Origin of the sequence: Pseudomonas sp. NY15435, from assembly GCF_048068295.1 — a bacterium.
Lineage (GTDB): Bacteria > Pseudomonadota > Gammaproteobacteria > Pseudomonadales > Pseudomonadaceae > Pseudomonas.
On sequence record NZ_JBLUQA010000001.1, the window covers coordinates 487,866 to 506,590 of the forward strand.

Consider the following 18,725-nt stretch of genomic DNA (forward strand, 5'->3'; position numbering starts at 1 on the left):
ACCCTGAATGGCTACCGGTATGGAGCAATTCCTCCAGGTCTTCTTCGAGGAAACCGATGAGCACCTGGCGACTCTCGAACTCCTGCTGATCGGGCTCGACCTCGATCAGCCGGACGCCGAGACGCTCAATGGCATATTCCGCGCCGCCCACTCGATCAAGGGCTCCAGCGGCATGTTCGGCTTCGACGACCTGACCGCCGTGACCCACGAGCTGGAGACCCTGCTCGACCGCATCCGCTGCGGGCAGACCGCCCTGCACGTGGACATGATCGGCGTGTTCCTCGAAGCCCGCGACGTATTGCAACGCCTGCTCGATGCGCACCGCAGCCAGGTGCCCGATCCGGACGTACCGGTAGCCACCACCGTGGAGCGCCTGCGCGCCTGGCTGGTGGAGCCTGTTGCGGCGGCCGATAACGGCTTCGGCTTGTTCGAGGAGGCTCCCGCGGCAGCTCAAACCAGCCCTGGCAGCGCCGAGGAATTCGGCTTCTTCGACGATGCGCCCGGCACACCCGGCGCCAGCCAAACCAGCGCGGGAAGCGACGATGACTTCGGCTTCTTCGACGACGCACCCGGCGCCCCGGACACCACGCCCGTCGAACCCTACGGCATCTTCGACAAGGCACCCGGCGCTCCTGTCACGACGGCTCAGGTGGTCGCCAGCGAAGCGCCCAAGGCTGCCCCCGTTGCCAGCAAACCCGCTGCCGCACCCCGCACCGACAGCGAATCCAGCTCGATCCGCGTCAGCGTCGAGAAGATCGACAGCCTGATCAACCTGGTGGGCGAGCTGGTGATCACCCAGGCCATGCTCAGCCAGCTCAGCGAGGACCTCGACCCCACCCACTTCGAGCGCCTGCAGCAGGCCCTGGCGCAACTGGAACACAACACCCGCGACCTGCAGGAATCGGTGATGTCGATCCGCATGCTGCCGATCAGCTTCATTTTCAGCCGCTTCCCGCGCCTGGTGCACGACACCTCCGCGCGCCTGGGCAAGCAGGTCGAACTGATCCTGCAGGGCGAGCACACCGAGTTGGACAAGAGCGTCATCGAGAAGCTCAGCGACCCACTCACCCACATCGTCCGCAACAGCATCGACCACGGTATCGAGACGCCCGCCGAACGCCTGGCCGCCGGCAAGCCGGCCCAGGGCTCGGTGAAGCTCGCCGCCAGCCACCAGGGCGGCAGCGTGGTGGTAGAAATCTCCGATGACGGTCGCGGCCTGTCCCGCGAGCGCATCCTCGCCAAGGCCCGCGAGAAGGGCCTGCCGGTGCACGATGGGATGACCGATGCGGACGTCTGGCAACTGATCTTCATGCCGGGCTTCTCCACCGCCGAAGCAGTCACCGAGCTGTCCGGTCGGGGCGTGGGCATGGACGTGGTGCGGCGCAACATCCAGGCCATGGGCGGGCGCATCGACATCGATTCGGCGCCCGGCATGGGCACCCGCATGAGCATCCGCCTGCCGCTGACCCTGGCCATCCTCGACGGCCTGATCGTCGCCGTGGAGCAGGTCAACTATGTGGTGCCGCTGACCTACATCGTCGAATCGCTGCAGGCCCGCGCCGACGACGTGCGCGGCCTGGCCGGCGAGGAATCGACGGTGATCCGCGTACGCGGCGAATACCTGCCGCTGTTCTCCCTCAACCAGTTGCTGCGCATCGGCGCGGCGCCCGTGCCACCGGAGCAGGGGATCGTGGTGATCCTCGAATCCGAAGGCCGGAGCTTCGCCCTGCAGGTGGACGAACTGGTCGGCCAGCAGCAGGTGGTGATCAAGAGCCTGGAACAGAATTTCCGCCGGATCGACGGGATCGCCGGCGCCACCATCATGGGCGACGGCAGCGTCGCCCTGATCCTCGATGTCGATGCCCTGCCGCGTCTGGCAGCACAAGGAGAATCCACCCATGAGCGCAGCTGAAGCCAGCGCAGCGAGCAGCCCGGTGCAGGAGTACCTGACCTTCACCCTGGGCCGTGAGGAATACGCCATCGACATCCTGCGCGTGCAGGAGATCCGTGGTTACGACCAGGTCACAGCGATCGCCAACGCCCCCGCCTTCATCAAGGGCGTGATCAACCTGCGCGGCGCCATCGTTCCCATCGTCGACCTGCGCATCAAGTTCAACCTGGCCGACATCAGCTACGACCAGTTCACCGTGGTGATCATCCTCAACGTCGGCCGGCGCATCGTCGGCGCGGTGGTGGATTCGGTCTCCGACGTGATCGCCCTGGCCGGCGAGGAGATCAAGCCGCGCCCGGAATTCGCCGCCAGCTTCGACACCGAGTACCTGTTGGGCCTGGCCACCCTGGGTGAGCGAATGCTCATCCTGGTGGACATCGAAAAACTCATGACCAGCCGTGAAATGGCGCTGGTCGACGAAACCGCCGCCTGATCGCGACCGAGGATAATCAACATGGGTCTGTTCAACGCACACGCCGTGGCGCAGCAACGCGCCGACCGCATCACCGCCATCCTCCACAGCCTGGTGGACGGCAACCTCGACCTCGCCATCGGCGATGCCCCCGCCGCCGGCTATGAGCGCCTCTACGACGGGCTGCGCGGCATCCAGCGCAGCCTGCGCGAGCAACGCGCCGAGCAGGCCCAGGTGGAGGCCCTGGAAGCGGGCCTGGTGGAGATGACTCGCCAGCACGAACTGGGCTGGATCGACGAGGTGATCCCGGTGGACAAGTTCGCCGGCCGCCCGGCGCGCATCGCCAAGGGCATCAACGACCTGGTCGCCGCGCACATCGCAGTGAAGATGCGGGTCGTCGCCACCGTCACCGCCTACGGCAAGGGCGACTACTCGGTGGAGATGGACCGCCTGCCGGGCAAGAAAGCCATCATCACCGAGGCCATCGACGGCGTGCGCAGCAGCCTCAAGGCCAACGCCGATGCCGCCGAGTACAACGCACGGATCAAGAGCGCGCTGGATAACGTCTCGGCCAACGTGATGATCGCCAACAACGACCTCGAGATCATCTACATGAACCGCACGGTGACCGAGATGCTCGGCAACGCCGAGGCCGACATCCGCAAGCAGCTGCCGAACTTCAACGCCAGCCGCCTGATGGGCGCCAACATCGACATGTTCCACAAGAACCCGGCGCACCAGCGCGGCATGCTCGCGCACCTCACCGCGCGGCATAAGGCCGAACTGAACCTGGGTGGCCGCCGCTTCGCCCTGGACGTGGTGCCGGTGTTCAACGATGCCGGCGAGCGCCTGGGTTCGGCCGTGCAGTGGACCGACCGCACCGAGGAGTTCCGCGCCGAGCAGGAAGTCTCGCAACTGGTGGACGCCGCTGTTGCCGGCGACTTCACCAAGCGCATCGAGGCCTCGAACAAGGAGGGCTTCTTCCTGAAGATCGCCACCGGCCTGAACAACCTGGTGGATACCGCCGACAAGGGCCTGCGCGATGTCACCCGCGTGCTCGGCGCACTGGCCCAGGGCGACCTGACCCAGCGCATCGACGCCGACTACCAGGGCACCTTCGGCGAGCTCAAGGACTACGCCAACGAGACCGCACAGAGCCTGTCGCGCATGCTCGGGCAGATTCGCGAAGCCGCCGACACCATCCACACCGCCGCCAGCGAGATCGCCAGCGGCAACGCCGAACTCTCCACCCGCACCGAGCAGCAGGCGTCGAGCCTGGAGGAAACCGCGTCGAGCATGGAGGAGCTGACCAGCACCGTGAAGCTCAACGCCGAGAACGCCCGCCAGGCCAACTCGCTGGCGGTGAACGCCTCCGAAGTCGCCACCGAAGGCGGCAGCGTGGTGCAGAAGGTGGTGGGCACCATGTCCGCGATCAACGACTCGGCGCGCAAGATCGCCGACATCATCGGGGTGATCGACGGCATCGCCTTCCAGACCAACATCCTCGCGCTCAACGCCGCGGTAGAAGCGGCGCGCGCCGGCGAGCAGGGCCGCGGCTTCGCGGTGGTGGCCGGTGAGGTGCGCACCCTGGCGCAGCGCTCCGCCGCCGCCGCCAAGGAGATCAAGACGCTGATCAACGACTCGGTGGACAAGGTCGAGAGCGGCAACACCCTGGTCGCCCAGGCCGGCCAGACCATGAGCGACATCGTGGTGGCGATCAAGCGCGTCACCGACATCATGGCCGAGATCGCCGCCGCTTCCGCCGAGCAGAGCAGCGGCATCGAGGAAGTGAACGGCGCCGTGTCGCAGATGGACGAGATGACCCAGCAGAACGCCGCACTGGTGGAAGAAGCCGCCGCCTCGGCCGAGGCCCTGCAGGAGCAGGCCGGCATGCTCAACCAGCAGGTTGCGGTGTTCAAGCTGGAAACCATCGCGGCCACCGTGGTGCCGCTGGCTTCCGCCCGCCCGGCCCGCGCCGAACCGGCCGCGCACACCTCGCGCGCCGCCCGCGGCGTGGCCAAGGCGGTGCGCGCCAAGGGCAAAGAAGACGACTGGGAAGAGTTCTGATCGGGCGGGGCTGAGGGATGGCGGCGGCCGGAGCAATGGGAGGGCCGGTTGCCGCGCGCGGACCAGGGATGGTCTGGGATGGACTCTGTGCCATGCAGAGCCCCTCTCCCTAACCCTCTCCCTGAAGGGAGAGGGGACTGTATGGCATCAAGCGGAGCACCGTAGGTCCCGGCAACGTCGAACGGCTCCCTCTGCCTTCAGGGAGAGGGACTGTATGGCATCAAGCGGAGCACCCTAGATCCCGGCAACGCCGAGCGGCTCCCTCTGCCTTCAGGAAGAAAGACCGTATGGCATCAAGCGGAGCACCGTCGATCCCGGCAACGCCGAACGGCTCCCTCTCCCTTCAGGAAGAGGAACCGTATGGCATCAAGCGGAGCACCGTCGATCCCGGCAACGCCGAACGACTCCCTCTGCCTTCAGGAAGAGGAACCGTATGGCATCAAGCAGAGCACCCTAGATCCCGGCAACGCCGAACGACTCCCTCTCCCTTCAGGAAGAGGAACCGTATGGCATCAAGCGGAGCACCGTCGATCCCGGCAACGCCGAGCGGCTCCCTCTGCCTTCAGGAAGAAAGACCGTATGGCATCAAGCGGAGCACCGTCGATCCCGGCAACGTCGAACGGCTCCCTCTCCCTTCAGGGAGAGGGCGGGGGAGAGGGTAAGACCCCGCGCAGAAGTTTCCCGAACCACCGAATGTGGTAGGGCGCATAACACCACAAGCGTTATCCGCCCTACGCAACCCGCTCACCACCGAGACAACCCGATGTCGATCAACCTGCCCGCCCCCGAGCACGAATTCCACTACACCCGCCGGGACTTCCAGCAGGTACGTGAGCGCTTGTATCGGCATGCCGGCATCAGCCTCTCGGAAAACAAGCAGCAGCTGGTCTACAGCCGCCTGTCTCGGCGCCTGCGCAGCCTGCGCCTGGGCAGCTTCGCCGAGTACTTCGCCTACCTGGAGGCCCACGAGGAAGAGTGGCAGCAATTCGTCAACGCACTGACCACCAACCTCACCGCCTTCTTCCGCGAGAAGCACCATTTCGACCACCTCGGCCGCTTCGCTGCCGAACAGTTGCAGGACCACCAGCCGCTGCGCTTCTGGTCCACCGCCTCGAGCACCGGCGAGGAGCCCTACTCCATGGCCATGACCCTGGTGGACGCACTGGGCAGCTTCGCCCCGCCCGTGGAGCTGATCGCCTCGGACATCGACACCGGCGTGCTCGGCCAGGCGCGCCAGGGCATCTACCCGCTGGAGCGCATCGAAGCGCTGAGCCCCGCGCAGAAGAAGCGTTTCTTCCTCCGTGGCACCGGCGGCAACGCCGGCAAGGCACGGGTGGTGCGCGAGCTGCGGCAGATGATCGACTACCGGCAGATCAACCTGCTCGACCGTGACTGGGGCATCCCCGGCAGCCTGGACGCGATCTTCTGCCGCAACGTGATGATCTATTTCGACAAGCCGACCCAGACCCGGCTGCTCGAACGCATGGTGCGCCTGCTGCGGCCCGGCGGGCTGTTCTTCGCCGGGCACTCGGAAAACTTCGTCCACGCCAACCACCTGGTTCGTTCGGTAGGCCGCACCACCTACCAGGCGGTGGGGAATCACTGATGGGCGCAGCCCTGGACCAACCCAATCGCTACTACGACCCGCGCTTCGGCATGGAAGCGGTGAAGTTGCTGCCCGGCGAGTGCTACGTCACCGCCGAGCCGGTGATGCTGGTTACCGTGCTGGGCTCCTGCGTCTCGGTGTGTCTGCGCGACCGCAGCAGCGGGCTGGGCGGCATGAACCACTTCATGCTGCCCGGCGACACCGGCGTACAGGGCCTGATGTCCAATTCCGGGCGCTACGGCGTGCACGCCATGGACCTGCTGATCAACGGCCTGATGCGCCGCGGCGGCCAGCGCCGGCACTTCGAGGCCAAGGTGTTCGGCGGTGGCTCGGTTCTGAAGAACCTCAGCGCCGACGTCGGCCAGCGCAACGTCGAATTCGTCCTGCAGTACCTGGACGATGAGGGCATCCCGCTGGCCGCCCAGGACCTGCTCGACGTGTACCCGCGCAAGGTCTACTTCTTCCCCGGCAGCGGCCGGGTGCTGGTGCGCAAGTTGCGCACCCTGGCCAACGACACGGTGCTGCAGCGCGAGCAGCAGTACTGCCAGCAACTGTCCCGCCGGGAGCGCGGCGGGAGCATCGACCTGTTCTGAACGGAGGGACGCCCGATGGCCGTCAAGGTCCTGATCGTCGACGACTCGGCGCTGATTCGCAGCCTGCTCAAGGACATCATCCAGAACGATCCGGAGCTGCAACTGGTGGGCGCCGCGCCCGACGCTTTCGTCGCCCGCGACCTGATCAAGCAGCACGCGCCGGACGTCATCACCCTCGACGTCGAGATGCCGCGCATGGATGGCCTGACCTTCCTCGACAAGCTGATGAAGGGCCGGCCGACGCCGGTGCTGATGATCTCCTCGCTGACCGAGAAAGGCTCCGAAGCCACCCTGCGCGCCCTGGAACTGGGCGCCATCGACTTCATCGCCAAGCCGCGTCTGGGGATTGCCGAAGGCATGCAGGCCTACGCCGAGGAAATCTGCGCCAAGCTCAAGACCGCCGCGCGTGCCCGATTGCCCCGCGCCCGCCCCGCCACCTCCGCCGGCGCACCGGCAACGAGCAGCGCGCCGCTGCTGAGCACCGAAAAGATCTTTGCCATCGGCGCCTCCACCGGCGGCACCGAGGCGATCAAGGAAGTCCTGCTGGGCCTGCCGCCGGATTCCCCCGGTACCGTCGTCACCCTGCACATGCCGCCGGGTTTCACCAAGTCCTACGCCGATCGGCTCGACCGTCAGACGCGCCTGTCCGTGCGCGAAGCCCGCGACGGCGACCGCATCCTCCCCGGCCACGTTCTGCTCGCCCCCGGCGATTACCACATGGAAGTGCAGCGCAGCGGCGCCAACTATGTCGTGCGCCTGCACCGCGAGGCAGCGGTGAACGGCCACCGCCCGGCGGTGGACGTGATGTTCAACTCCCTTGCCCGCTGTGCCGGGCGCAATCTCATTGCCGCACTGCTCACCGGCATGGGCAAGGATGGGGCCCGCGGCTTGCAGGCAATCCGCCAGGCCGGCGGCCATACCGTCGCCCAGGACGAAGCCACCTGTGTGGTCTACGGCATGCCGCGCGAAGCGGTCGAGTTGGGCGCGGCCAAGGAAATCCTCCCGCTGGAGCGCATAGCTGGCTCGCTCCTACAGCAGGCACGCCAGAGCGGAAGTGGGAACCGTGTCTAGTTATGAGGGAATCATCCCGCACCGCTGCGCGACTTTTCACACAGAGTCTAGACTCAGGCCAATTGACCGGCGCCAATAATATGGCGATTCGATATCAATTTGGTTTGATTGTGCCCGTATACAAAATGCACAATTGAGCTTTCGCCAAAAGACCGGCACACGGCGGGCGACACGGGGAATAAAGATAGCCATGGCGGCAAGATGGGGGTTGCGCGGCAAATCGGTGGTGGCACTGCTCATCGCCTGTCTCCTGGCGCTGGTACCGGCAGTGATGCTGGGCTGGAAGGCCATGGAGGACATCCGCACGCATTTCGGCCTCGCCTTCGCGAGAAACTTCACGCTGCTCAACCAGCAGAAGATCATCGCACCGGTGATCCGCGAGCTGGCGCTGTCGCGGCGCCTCGCCGAGTCCGTGGTGACGCAGGACTGGCTGCTGGCCGAGAACGACCCGGCGCGCCGTTCGCTGTTCTTCCGTGAAGCCGAAGGCTTCCGCGCGGACCAGCACAACTACTCCTACTTCGTCGTGGTGGACGCCTCGCGCCACTACTACTTCAACGACTCCAGCTCGCCGCTCTCCAACTCCCCGCGCTACACCCTGAGCCGGGACGACCCCAAGGACTCCTGGTACTTCGACACCCTCGCGCGCGACGAGCCGTACAACATCAACGTCGACTACAACGAGAAGCTCAAGGTCACCAAGGTCTGGTTCAACATGGTGGTGCGCGCCGGCAACGAAAAAGTCGGCCTGGCCGGCGGCGGCCTCGACCTTACCGAGTTCCTCGACCAGTTCATCTCGCGGCGCGAGGCCGGGGTGACACCGATGATCGTCGACCCCGAGGGCGCCATCCAGGCGCATCCGGACACCCGGCTGATCGCCTACAACTCAGGCTCCAGCGGCCAGGCCAAGCACCACGTCTACGACCTGCTGGGCAATGACCAGGAGCGCACCGCGCTACGCCAGACCCTGCGCCAGGCCGAAGCCAACCCAGGCGAAGTCGAGACGATGTGGGTCACCATCGACGGCAAGGAACAGCTCCTGGCCACCGCCTATATCCCGCAACTGCGCTGGCACGTGCTCAGCGCCATCGACCTGCATGCCGCCCAGGTCCTCGACAGCCGCTGGATCTGGCCGCTGGCGGGCACCCTCGCCGGGCTGCTGGCGATCCTGCTGATCGGCTTCGCCTACACCGTCGACCTGCTGGTACTGCGCCCGCTGCGCGGCCTCAAGCAGTCGGCCAAGGCGATTGCCGCCGGGCAGTACGACAGCCCGCTGCCGCGCACCCGCCCGGACGAGATCGGCGAACTCTCCAGCGCCTTCGCCAGCATGGCCGACCAGGTCCGCCGACACACCGAAGAGCTCGAAGACAAGGTCCAGCAGCGCACCCAGGCCCTCGAAGCGGCCAACCGCGAAATGGCCGCCGCGCAGAAGAAGATCGGCGACTCCATCGACTACGCCAGCCTGATCCAGCGCGCGATCCTTCCCGACCGCCAGCTGCAGGCATCCCTGGGCGAGCACCACTTCGTCCTGTGGAAACCGCGCGACGTGGTCGGCGGCGACTTCTACATCTACCGCGAAGGCCCCGTCGACAGCCTGATTGGCGTGGTCGACTGCGCCGGCCACGGCGTGCCTGGCGCGCTGATGACCATGCTCGCCCTGGCCGCCATCGACCACGCCATCGACAGCGTGAGGAGCCACGACCCGGCCGCCATCCTGCGCGAGACCGACCACGTGATGCGCGGCATGCTCGGCCAGGAGGAATTCACCCACTCGCTGGCCACCAACATGGACGCGGGCCTGGTGCGCGTCGACCACCAGCGCAAGCTGCTGCACTTCTCCGGCGCGAAGATTTCCCTGTTCGCCAGCGACGGCAACGACGTGCGCGAATACAAGGGCGCGCGCCGCGCCATCGGCGACAAGCGCCAGGGCGACTATCAGGACGTTGAAATCCCGATGGAAGCCGGCTGGACCTATTACCTGTGCACCGACGGCTTCCTCGATCAGGCCGGCGGCGAGCACGGCTTCGGCTTCGGCAACAGCCGCTTCGCCGACCTGCTGCGCAACCACGCGCGCCGTCCGCTGGCCGAGCAGGCCGACGTGTTTGCCGCTACCCTCGCCCAGTACCAGGGCGAGCAGCCGCAGCGCGACGACATCACCATTCTCTCTTTCCGCTTCGACTAGGGGTTAATCCATGGAATCGCTAGATCTGTTGGCCATGCGCGAGAGCTTCACCCGGCAACGCATATTGCTCTGCTTCAACGGGCCCATTTCGCGCAGCCTGATCGAGGAAATCGGCCACGCGCTGCGCAACTACCTGCAAGCCGAGCAGGCGCATCCCAGCGAAGCGATGGACGTGTTCGCCGTCTACATCGAGATGACCCAGAACATCCGCCACTACGCCACCCAGCGCGGCTACAACGACCAGGAGGCCTCAGCCACCGTGGCGATCGCCCGCGATGACGAAGGCCACTACGTGGTCTCCGCCGGCAACCTGGTAGAGCTGGCCGACGGCCAGGGCCTGGTGCGCAGCATCGAAGCCATCGCCGGGTTGGACAAGGCCCAGCTCAAGGCGGCCTACAAGGAGCAGCTGCGCCGCCCGCGCGACGCGGAAGCTTCCACCGGAGCGGGCCTTGGCCTGCTGGACATCGCCCGCAAGTCCAGCGCGCCGCTCAAGACCTCCCTCACCGAACAACCCGACGGCCGCGCCTTCTTCAGCCTGCGCGCCGTGATCTGATTTGCGAATTCAGGAAGACCCGACATGAGCGATCTCCACGTCAACGGTACCCAATCCACCCCACAGATCCACGGCGACTGGCAGGCCGGCATCCTCGCGATGCAGGGCGACTCCTACCCGGAGAATTCCTTTGAGCTGTTCGGCCAGGTCATCGAATGGGTCGAACGCTTCCTCACCCAGGAACAGCGCCCGTTGGAACTCGACCTGCGCCTGCTGTACCTCAACACCAGCTCGATCAAGGCCATGATGGACATCTTCGACCTGCTCGAAGAAGCCCACCGCGAAGGTCGCAGCGCCAGCGTCGCCTGGCACTACGACCGACGCAACGAGCGCGTCGCCGAGCTGGCCGAGGAATTCCGCGAGGACTGTACCTTCCCGTTCGTCATCCAAGCCTACGACGAGTAAGAGCCATGACTAGCGAGCGCGAGCTGGACCTGCTGATCGAAGACCTGCTGGCCGACCCACAGTACGAAGGGCACCCTCTGCGCGAGGCCCTGTACCAGAAGCACCAGCAATCCCTCGACCAGCTCGCGCGCCTGGAGCGCATCGCGCGGATTTCCGACGGCTTCCAGTCCATGGCCCGGCAGCAGAACAGCACGCTGTCCGAGCGATACCACAAGCAGTTGCGCCAGCTGGAAAAGGTCGCGCGCATCTCCGACCGCTACCAGGACATGATGCGCGACCTCAACGTCGCGCTGAAGGAAGCCTCGACCCACGACACCCTCACCGGCATCGCCAACCGCCGCCTGCTGATGGAGCGCCTGCGCGAGGAAAGCGAACGCGCCCAGCGCCACGGCGAGTCCTACGTGCTGGCCATGCTCGACGTTGACCGCTTCAAGCAGGTCAACGACACCTGGGGCCACGAGGTCGGCGACCGCGTGCTGGTGGAAATCGGCCGCGCGATGGAGTCGGCCCTGCGCCAGTACGACCTTTGCGGCCGCTGGGGCGGTGAGGAATTCCTGCTGATCCTCCCCGACACCCGCCTGAACGATGCCGCCGCGATCATCGAGCGCGTACGCAACGACATCCGCTGCCTGGCCGTGCGCGTGGGCACCAACGCGCTTTCCGTCACCGCCAGCTTCGGCGTCGCCGAGCATCATCCGGGCGAGAGCTACTCGCAGACCCTCAGCCGCGCCGACGCCGCCCTGCTCGACGCCAAGCGCAGCGGGCGCGACAAGTGCGAGTTCGCCACGGCCTGACTCCGCACCGGCGCGCCCACGCAAGTGGCATCTCCCGGCCAATCCGATTAAGGTCCCTGGAACACCTGGAAAGGACGCAGCATGGCCACCAAAACCTCCACTCCACGCCAGCAGACCCATCTCGCCGTCCTGATCGACGCCGATAACGCGCCCGCCGCCATTGTCGAAGGCCTGTTCGAGGAGATCGCCAAGTACGGCGTCGCCAGCGTCAAACGCATCTACGGTGACTGGACCAAGCCCAACCTGGGCAAGTGGAAGCAGGTATTGCTGGACCACTCCATCCAGCCCATGCAGCAGTTCGCCTACACCAGCGGCAAGAACGCCACCGACAGCGCGCTGATCATCGACGCCATGGACCTGCTCTACACCCGTCGCTTCGACGGCTTCTGCCTGGTCTCCAGCGACAGCGACTTCACCCGCCTGGCCGCGCGCCTGCGCGAGGAAGGGCTGACCGTTTACGGCTTCGGCGAGGAGAAGACGCCCAAGCCGTTCGTTTCCGCCTGCGACAAGTTCATCTACACCGAAATCCTCCGCGCAGCGCCTGAAGCGACCGTCGAACCGGTGCCCGTCACCGACAAGAACTCAGCACCGAGCGCCAACGACACGCCCAAGCCCGCCGCCAAACCCAAGTCGCAGAAGGTCCCACTGGACTTCATCGCCAAAGTGCTCGATGACATCGATGGCGACGATGACGACTGGGTCCAACTGGGCGCCCTCGGGCAGAACATCAGCAAGCTGCAGCCTGCCTTCGATCCGCGCCTTTACGGCTTCAAGAAACTCAGCGACCTGATCAAGGGCCACCCCAAGCGCTTCGAGCTGCAGGCACGCGGCACCAGTGGTACCGGCGGCAAGGACCTTTACGTACGCAATGTGAGCGCCGCGCGCTGAGAGCATCACGACACTGCTCCTGCTCAACGCCCCCTCCGCGCCTGACGGTTAAAGTCGGGTGTGAGCATTATTGCGGAGTCGACTCATGCGCTACCTGCTGATCCCCCTGCTGGCCCTCCTTGCTGCGACAGGCGTGCACGCCGGCACCCTGCGCTGCGGCACCAGCCTGATCAACGAAGGCGACCCGATGGACGAGGTGCTCGCCAAGTGCGGGCAGCCGGACAAGCGTGTCGTCACGCCGCCCACAAAACCGCGTCGTGGGCCGGACGGGAAGTTCATCCCCGGGCGGCCGCAATTGGAAACCTGGATGTACGGCCCCAGCAATGGCGCCTATCGCTACCTGTTCTTCCGCGACACGCAGCTCCAGCTGATCAACACCACTCGCAAAGAATTGCTCTAAGCGCGCCGCGCTGAAAATCCCTGCACGCCCGCCGCTACCAAAGACGCCTACCCATGGCAGCGGCATCTCCCTAGACTGGTCGCCTTCGCCAATCCGGAGGGCACCATGCAAACCACCTTCAACTTCACCCTCGGCATCGACCCACAAGCCCGCGACGTCGTGGTCAAGGGCCTGCTCGCCTACAACCTCGGGCAGATGGGCCGCAGCAACACCTACGACGACTTCGAGCTCTACGCCCGTAGCGAAGACGGCGAAGTGGTGGGCGGCATGTTTGGCCAATCCGGCATGGGCTGGCTCTACATCGATTACCTCTGGCTGCAGGACGACCAGCGCGGCAGCGGCCTGGGCAGCCAGCTCATCGCCCTGGCCGAGGACGAAGCCCGCCGCCGCGGCTGCGTCGGCCTGTTCCTCTACACCTACAGCTTCCAGGCCCCCGGCTTCTACGAGAAACAGGGCTTCGAGCGCATGGGCGTCCTCGAAGACTGCCCGCCGGGGCATCAGCGCATCTACCTGAAGAAGCACCTCGGCTGATTCCCGCTCGCAATTCCTTGTAGGAGCGAGCTTGCTCGCGAACCCGCCCAACGCAAATCTCGCCTGGCCAATCGCGGACAGAGTCCGCTCCTACAAGATCAAGAGCCCCTCACCCTAACCCTCTCCCGCTCGCGGGAGAGGGGACCGTCTGGAGCAGGATAAAACCTCAGCGCCAGCCGGCACAGACGGCTCCCTCTCCTTGGGGAGAGGGTTGGGATGAGGGGGCGGCGCGGGTACGGACCCACCGGCAGAAAACTTTGGCGGCGGATAACCCGCTCCGGCTCTTGAAGATTTCCAGAAGAACACCCGCACACTCCGAACCGCCCCATTCAGGAGGCCCCGTTGAATTGGAGCTTCAGGGGTTGAGCGGTATGGATGCCGCGAGAGCGCTGTCGGGCCAGGGATGGCCCGTCAGCGCGTGCCCCTGAAACTTCGATTCAACGGAGGAATTTTTCGCCTAAGCGAAACCGGATGAAGGGGCAAGACCTTTGCCTCCTTTGGGTGGGGCGGCCATCCGTCGTTTGCCAAAGGAGGTCGCCCGAAGGGGCGAAACAGGAAGCCCACGCGCATACCGACGCGGCGCCGGAAAGGTGAGGTGATGGCCCAACCTCCTGGAAATGAAAAAGGCCGGTCAACTGACCGGCCTTTTTCTTACCGCTTACTCACCATCAGCCATTGCTGGGGAAGGCGAACTGCGCCGCTTCGTGCGACTTGCGCTGCGGCCAGCGCTGGGTGATGGCCTTGCGCTTGGTGTAGAAGCGCACGCCATCCGGGCCGTAGGCGTGCAGGTCGCCGAACAGCGAACGCTTCCAGCCGCCGAAGCTGTGGTAGGCCACCGGGACCGGCAGCGGTACGTTGACGCCGACCATGCCGACTTCGATCTCGTCGCAGAACAGGCGGGCAGCCTCACCGTCACGGGTGAAGATGCAGGTGCCGTTGCCGTATTCGTGGTCGTTGATCAGCTGCATGGCTTCTTCCAGGCTGTTCACGCGCACGATGCACAGCACCGGGCCGAAGATTTCTTCCTGGTAGATGGTCATGTCCGGGGTCACCTTGTCGAACAGGGTGCCACCGACGAAGAAGCCATTCTCGTGACCGGCGACCTTGTAGTTGCGGCCGTCGACCAGCAACTGGGCGCCCTGCTCGACGCCGGCATCGATGTAGCCGGTGACTTTCTGCTGGGCAGCGCCGGTGACCAGCGGGCCCATGTCCAGGCCGCAGGAGGTGCCGGCACCGATCTTCAGGGCCTTGATCTGCGGAACGATCTTCTCGACCAGCGCGTCGCCGATCTGGTCGCCCACGCACACGGCGACGGAGATGGCCATGCAGCGCTCGCCGCAGGAGCCGTAGGCCGCACCCATCAGGGCGCTGACGGCGTTGTCCAGGTCGCAGTCGGGCATCAGCACGGCGTGGTTCTTGGCGCCGCCCAGGGCCTGCACACGCTTGCCGCGCTTGGTACCTTCGGAATAGATGTACTCGGCGATCGGGGTCGAACCAACGAAGCTCAGGGCTTTGACTTCCGGGGCCTCGATCAGCGCGTCCACGGCGGTCTTGTCGCCGTGCACCACGTTCAGCACGCCCTTGGGCAGGCCGGCTTCTTCGAAGAGTTCGGCGATCAGCAGGGTGGAGCTCGGGTCACGCTCGGACGGCTTGAGGATGAAGGTGTTGCCGCAGGCGATGGCCAGCGGGTACATCCACAGGGGCACCATGGCCGGGAAGTTGAACGGGGTGATGCCGGCGACCACGCCGATCGGCTGGAAGTCGCTCCAGGCGTCGATGTTCGGGCCGACGTTGCGGCTGTATTCGCCCTTGAGGATTTCCGGGGCGGCGCTGGCGTACTCGACGTTCTCGATGCCGCGCTTGAGTTCACCGGCGGCGTCTTCCAGGGTCTTGCCGTGTTCTTCGCTGATCAGCTGGCTGATGCGCGCTTCGTTGGCTTCGAGCAGTTGCTTGAAGCGGAACAGCACCTGGGCGCGCTTGGCCGGCGGGGTGTTGCGCCAGGCCGGGAAGGCGGCCTTGGCGGCGTCGATGGCCTGCTGCACGGTTTCGCGGCTGGCCAGCGGGACCTTGCGGATGGCTTCGCCGGTGGACGGGTTGAAGACGTCGGCGGTGCGGCCGGTGTCGGCGATCATCTCGCCGCCGATCAGGTGCTTGACGGTGGTCATGGGAAGTCTCTTCTCGCTGAAAGTATTGGGGCGGGGCTCGCGAGGAGCCCCTCTCCCTAGCCCTCTCCGTGAAGGGAGAGGGGATTGTTCGGTATGAAGCGTGGGCTGCAAGGCACGCCGGCAGTCACTCTAAGGTGACTCGGCGCGGCATGCCTTCTCGCGTGCCCGCGCGCTCAGTGGTCGTGCGGCTGACCGTCCTTGAGCTCGATCTCGATGAACGCCACTTCGTGATCGCACGGGTTGATCACGTTGTGCTCGGTACCGATCTGGCGGGTGTAACTCACCCCCAGGACCAGCGGTGCGCGGCGCTCACCCTCGGGGGTTTCCAGCAGCAGCTCGCCGTTGGTCACCGGGACCACGACGTACTCCATGCCGTGGCGGTGCCAGCCGGTCTCGGCACCGGGGGCGAAGCGCCACTCGGTGACCAGGACCTTGTCGTTGTCGATCTGTACCGTCGGGACGGCCTTGGGACGTTCGCTCACTTACGCCACCCCGTTGAGGGCGTCGCCGACGGCGCTGAACAGGCGGTCCAGGTCTTCGGGCTTGGCGTTGAAGGTCGGGCCGAACTGCAGGGTGTCGCCGCCGAAGCGCACGTAGAAGCCTTCTTTCCACAGCTTCATGCTGGCTTCGAACGGACGCACGATGGCGTCGCCGTCACGGGCACCGATCTGGATGGCGCCGGCCAGGCCGCAGTTGCGGATGTCGACGACGTTCTTCGCGCCTTTCAGGCCGTGCAGGGCCTTCTCGAAGTGCGGAGCCAGTTCCAGAGACTGCTGGATCAGGTTCTCTTTTTCCAGCAGGTCCAGCGCGGCGAGACCGGCGGCGCAGGCGACCGGGTGTGCGGAGTAGGTGTAGCCATGGCCGAACTCGACGGCGTATTCCGGCAGGTTCTGGCCCATGAAGGTGTCGTAGATTTCGCTGCTGGCGATCACCGCGCCCATGGGGATGGCGCCGTTGGTGACCTGCTTGGCGACGTTCATGATGTCCGGCTTCACGCCGAAGAACTCGGCGCCGGTGGCCTTGCCCATACGGCCGAAGGCGGTGATCACTTCGTCGAAGATCAGCAGGATATTGTGCTGGTCGCAGATTTCGCGCAGACGTTGCAGGTAGCCCTTCGGCGGAACCAGCACGCCGGCGGAGCCGGACATCGGCTCGACGATGACGGCGGCGATGTTGGAAGCGTCATGCAGTTCGATCAGCTTCAGCAGTTCGTTGGCCAGCTCGACGCCGCCAGTCTCGGCCATGCCCTTGGTGAAGGCCATGCCCGGCTGCAGGGTGTGCGGCAGGTGGTCGACGTCCATCAGCTGGCCGAACATCTTGCGGTTGCCGCCGATGCCGCCCAGGGCGGTGCCGGCGACGTTCACACCGTGGTAGCCACGGGCGCGGCCGATCAGCTTGGTCTTCTGCGCCTGGCCTTTCAGACGCCAGTAGGCGCGGGCCATCTTGATGGAGGTGTCGGCGCACTCGGAGCCCGAGCCGGTGAAGAACACGTGGTCGAGGCCGGCCGGGGTCAGCTGGGTGATCTTCTCGGCCAGCTTGAAGGACAGCGGGTGGCCGTACTGGAATGCCGGGGAGTAGTCGAGGGTGGTCAGCTGCTTGGCGACCGCGTCGGCGATTTCCTTGCGCGAGTGACCGGCGCCGCAGGTCCACAGGCCCGACAGGCTGTCGTAGATCTTGCGGCCCTTGTCGTCCACCAGCCAGCTGCCTTCGGCGGCGACGATGATGCGCGGGTCTTTATGGAAGTTGCGGTTGGCGCTGAAGGGCATCCAGTGGGCCTTCAGGTTCAGTTCGCTGGCCACCGACGGGGTGACGTTCACTTGCTGGTTCATGCAGCTTGTCCTCGAAGACAGTCTTGTTGGGCGCGCAAGCCGCGTCGGGCCTGGTGCGATGCTCGTAGATTGGGCCTGACTTAACGTGAGTTAAAGCTTATTCTTCTTACGTTCAGTTTCGGATTGGTAAAACTAAAATGGCGAAACAACGAGCGCCTTCCCTGGGCCAGGTCAGCGACTTCGAGATCCGCCTGTTGCGCATCTTCAAAACCATAGTCGAGTGCGGCAGCTTCTCGGCCGCCGAGAGCACGCTGGGCATCAGCCGCTCGGCGATCAGCCTGCACATGGGCGACCTGGAGAAGCGCCTGGGGATGCGCCTGTGCCAGCGCGGCCGGGCGGGCTTCGCGCTGACCGACGAGGGCCGCGAGGTGTACCGCGCGACTCAGTCCCTGCTGGCGGCGCTGGAGGGCTTCCGCGCCGAGGTCAACGAGCTGCACCAGCACCTGCGCGGCGAGCTGAACATCGGCATCATCAACAACCTGGTGACCCTGCCGCAGATGCGCATCACCCACGCCCTGCGCGCGCTGAAGGCCAGCGGTCCGGGGGTGCGGATCAACATCGGCATGACCACGCCCAACGAGATCGAGCTCGGGGTTCTCGACGGACGGTTGCATGTCGGCGTGGTGCCGCTCATCAGTCCACTGTCGGGGCTGGAGTATTCCTCTCTATATGAGGAGCGCTCGCTGCTGTTCTGCAGCCAGGAACACCCGCTGTTCGAGCGCGACGACGCGAGCATCACCGTGCAGGAAATCCACGCCTGCGACGCAGTGGCACCGAGCTACCGCATCCCTGCCGAGGCGCAGGAGAGGCACCAGGAACTGTCGGGCAGCGCCACGGCCTCGGACCGCGAGGGCATGGCCTTCCTGATCCTCACCGGCAGCTACATCGGCTACCTGCCCGACCACTACGCCGCCGACTGGGTCGCCCAGGGCCGCCTGCGCCCGCTGCGGCCGGAGCGCTTCCACTACGACATCCCGCTGACCGTGGTGACCCGCAAGGGCCGCCGGCCGAACCTGGTGCTGGAGCGATTCCTCGAAGCGGTGGCGCAGAGCCGCTGAGACGATGCTTTCGTAGGAGCGGACTCCGCCCGCAATGGCATCCGGCGCGATGCGGACCTATCGCGGACAAACGCACAGGCGTGACTCCTGCTGTAGGAGCGAGCTTGCTCGCGAACCAGCCCCGCAGCGGACCCTGTTCGCGAGCAAGCTCGCTCCTACGAAAAGCCGCACAAGCCACATTCTGCCTATCCAATTTGTCGCCCCAGCCACCAAAAATCCTATA

General features: G+C 65.7%; 17 protein-coding genes. 14 read left to right on the forward strand and 3 right to left on the reverse strand.

Annotation, left to right across the window (positions count from 1 at the left end; translation table 11 throughout):
* Nucleotides 1-7 precede the first annotated feature (7 nt).
* The 13 genes from ACNFH5_RS02320 to ACNFH5_RS02380 all read left to right on the forward strand — a co-directional run bounded on the left by ACNFH5_RS02320 (nt 8) and on the right by ACNFH5_RS02380 (nt 13,450).
* Nucleotides 8-1,912: a chemotaxis protein CheW gene (locus ACNFH5_RS02320; protein ID WP_416743918.1), complete on the forward strand. Its 1,905-nt coding sequence runs from the start codon at nt 8-10 to the stop codon at nt 1,910-1,912.
* Nucleotides 1,899-2,384, forward strand: a complete 486-nt coding sequence (locus ACNFH5_RS02325; RefSeq protein WP_416743920.1) for a chemotaxis protein CheW — start codon at nt 1,899-1,901, stop codon at nt 2,382-2,384. The genes ACNFH5_RS02320 and ACNFH5_RS02325 overlap by 14 nt, the downstream gene beginning before the upstream one ends.
* A gap of 21 nt (nt 2,385-2,405) precedes the next feature.
* Nucleotides 2,406-4,430 carry a methyl-accepting chemotaxis protein gene (locus ACNFH5_RS02330; protein ID WP_416743922.1) on the forward strand — a complete coding sequence of 675 codons (2,025 nt, stop codon included), beginning with the start codon at nt 2,406-2,408 and terminating at the stop codon, nt 4,428-4,430.
* Between the two features lie 763 nt (nt 4,431-5,193).
* Complete coding sequence (locus tag ACNFH5_RS02335; RefSeq protein ID WP_416743924.1) at nt 5,194-6,036, forward strand: CheR family methyltransferase; 843 nt, start codon at nt 5,194-5,196, stop codon at nt 6,034-6,036.
* Nucleotides 6,036-6,629 carry a chemoreceptor glutamine deamidase CheD gene (gene cheD, locus ACNFH5_RS02340; RefSeq protein ID WP_416743926.1) on the forward strand — a complete coding sequence of 198 codons (594 nt, stop codon included), beginning with the start codon at nt 6,036-6,038 and terminating at the stop codon, nt 6,627-6,629. Before ACNFH5_RS02335 ends, cheD begins: the two co-directional genes overlap by 1 nt.
* A 15-nt stretch (nt 6,630-6,644) precedes the next feature.
* Nucleotides 6,645-7,700: a protein-glutamate methylesterase/protein-glutamine glutaminase gene (locus ACNFH5_RS02345; protein WP_416743928.1), complete on the forward strand. Its 1,056-nt coding sequence runs from the start codon at nt 6,645-6,647 to the stop codon at nt 7,698-7,700.
* Nucleotides 7,701-7,890: 190 nt separating this feature from the next.
* Nucleotides 7,891-9,879 (forward strand): biofilm regulation protein phosphatase SiaA, encoded by a 1,989-nt coding sequence (gene siaA / locus ACNFH5_RS02350; RefSeq protein ID WP_416743930.1) that lies wholly within the window; start codon nt 7,891-7,893, stop codon nt 9,877-9,879.
* Nucleotides 9,880-9,889: 10 nt separating this feature from the next.
* Complete coding sequence (gene siaB / locus ACNFH5_RS02355) at nt 9,890-10,432, forward strand: biofilm regulation protein kinase SiaB (protein ID WP_416743932.1); 543 nt, start codon at nt 9,890-9,892, stop codon at nt 10,430-10,432.
* 24 nt (nt 10,433-10,456) lie between these two features.
* Nucleotides 10,457-10,837 (forward strand): biofilm regulation phosphoprotein SiaC, encoded by a 381-nt coding sequence (gene siaC / locus ACNFH5_RS02360; RefSeq protein ID WP_416743934.1) that lies wholly within the window; start codon nt 10,457-10,459, stop codon nt 10,835-10,837.
* 5 nt (nt 10,838-10,842) lie between these two features.
* On the forward strand, nt 10,843-11,631 hold the full coding sequence (gene siaD, locus ACNFH5_RS02365) for a biofilm regulation diguanylate cyclase SiaD (protein WP_416743936.1): 789 nt from the start codon (nt 10,843-10,845) through the stop codon (nt 11,629-11,631).
* Nucleotides 11,632-11,712: 81 nt separating this feature from the next.
* Nucleotides 11,713-12,519: an NYN domain-containing protein gene (locus ACNFH5_RS02370; protein ID WP_416743938.1), complete on the forward strand. Its 807-nt coding sequence runs from the start codon at nt 11,713-11,715 to the stop codon at nt 12,517-12,519.
* A gap of 85 nt (nt 12,520-12,604) precedes the next feature.
* Nucleotides 12,605-12,919 carry a DUF2845 domain-containing protein gene (locus tag ACNFH5_RS02375; RefSeq protein WP_416743940.1) on the forward strand — a complete coding sequence of 105 codons (315 nt, stop codon included), beginning with the start codon at nt 12,605-12,607 and terminating at the stop codon, nt 12,917-12,919.
* Nucleotides 12,920-13,024: 105 nt separating this feature from the next.
* Nucleotides 13,025-13,450, forward strand: a complete 426-nt coding sequence (locus ACNFH5_RS02380; RefSeq protein ID WP_416743942.1) for a GNAT family N-acetyltransferase — start codon at nt 13,025-13,027, stop codon at nt 13,448-13,450.
* Nucleotides 13,451-14,118: 668 nt separating this feature from the next.
* Here the strand turns inward: ACNFH5_RS02380 and ACNFH5_RS02385 are convergent.
* From ACNFH5_RS02385 to ACNFH5_RS02395, 3 genes are all read right to left on the reverse strand, one after another.
* Nucleotides 14,119-15,615: a CoA-acylating methylmalonate-semialdehyde dehydrogenase gene (locus tag ACNFH5_RS02385; RefSeq protein WP_024766243.1), complete on the reverse strand. Its 1,497-nt coding sequence runs from the start codon at nt 15,613-15,615 to the stop codon at nt 14,119-14,121.
* A 173-nt stretch (nt 15,616-15,788) separates the two neighbouring features.
* Complete coding sequence (locus tag ACNFH5_RS02390) at nt 15,789-16,097, reverse strand: cupin domain-containing protein (protein WP_416743945.1); 309 nt, start codon at nt 16,095-16,097, stop codon at nt 15,789-15,791.
* Entirely contained in the window at nt 16,098-17,444 is a 1,347-nt protein-coding gene (locus ACNFH5_RS02395; RefSeq protein WP_205338434.1) for an aspartate aminotransferase family protein, read from the reverse strand.
* Nucleotides 17,445-17,581: 137 nt separating this feature from the next.
* On the opposite strand from ACNFH5_RS02395, the gene ACNFH5_RS02400 reads away from it, so the two are divergent.
* Nucleotides 17,582-18,502 (forward strand): LysR family transcriptional regulator, encoded by a 921-nt coding sequence (locus ACNFH5_RS02400; protein ID WP_416743947.1) that lies wholly within the window; start codon nt 17,582-17,584, stop codon nt 18,500-18,502.
* The last annotated feature ends 223 nt before the right edge of the window (nt 18,503-18,725 follow it).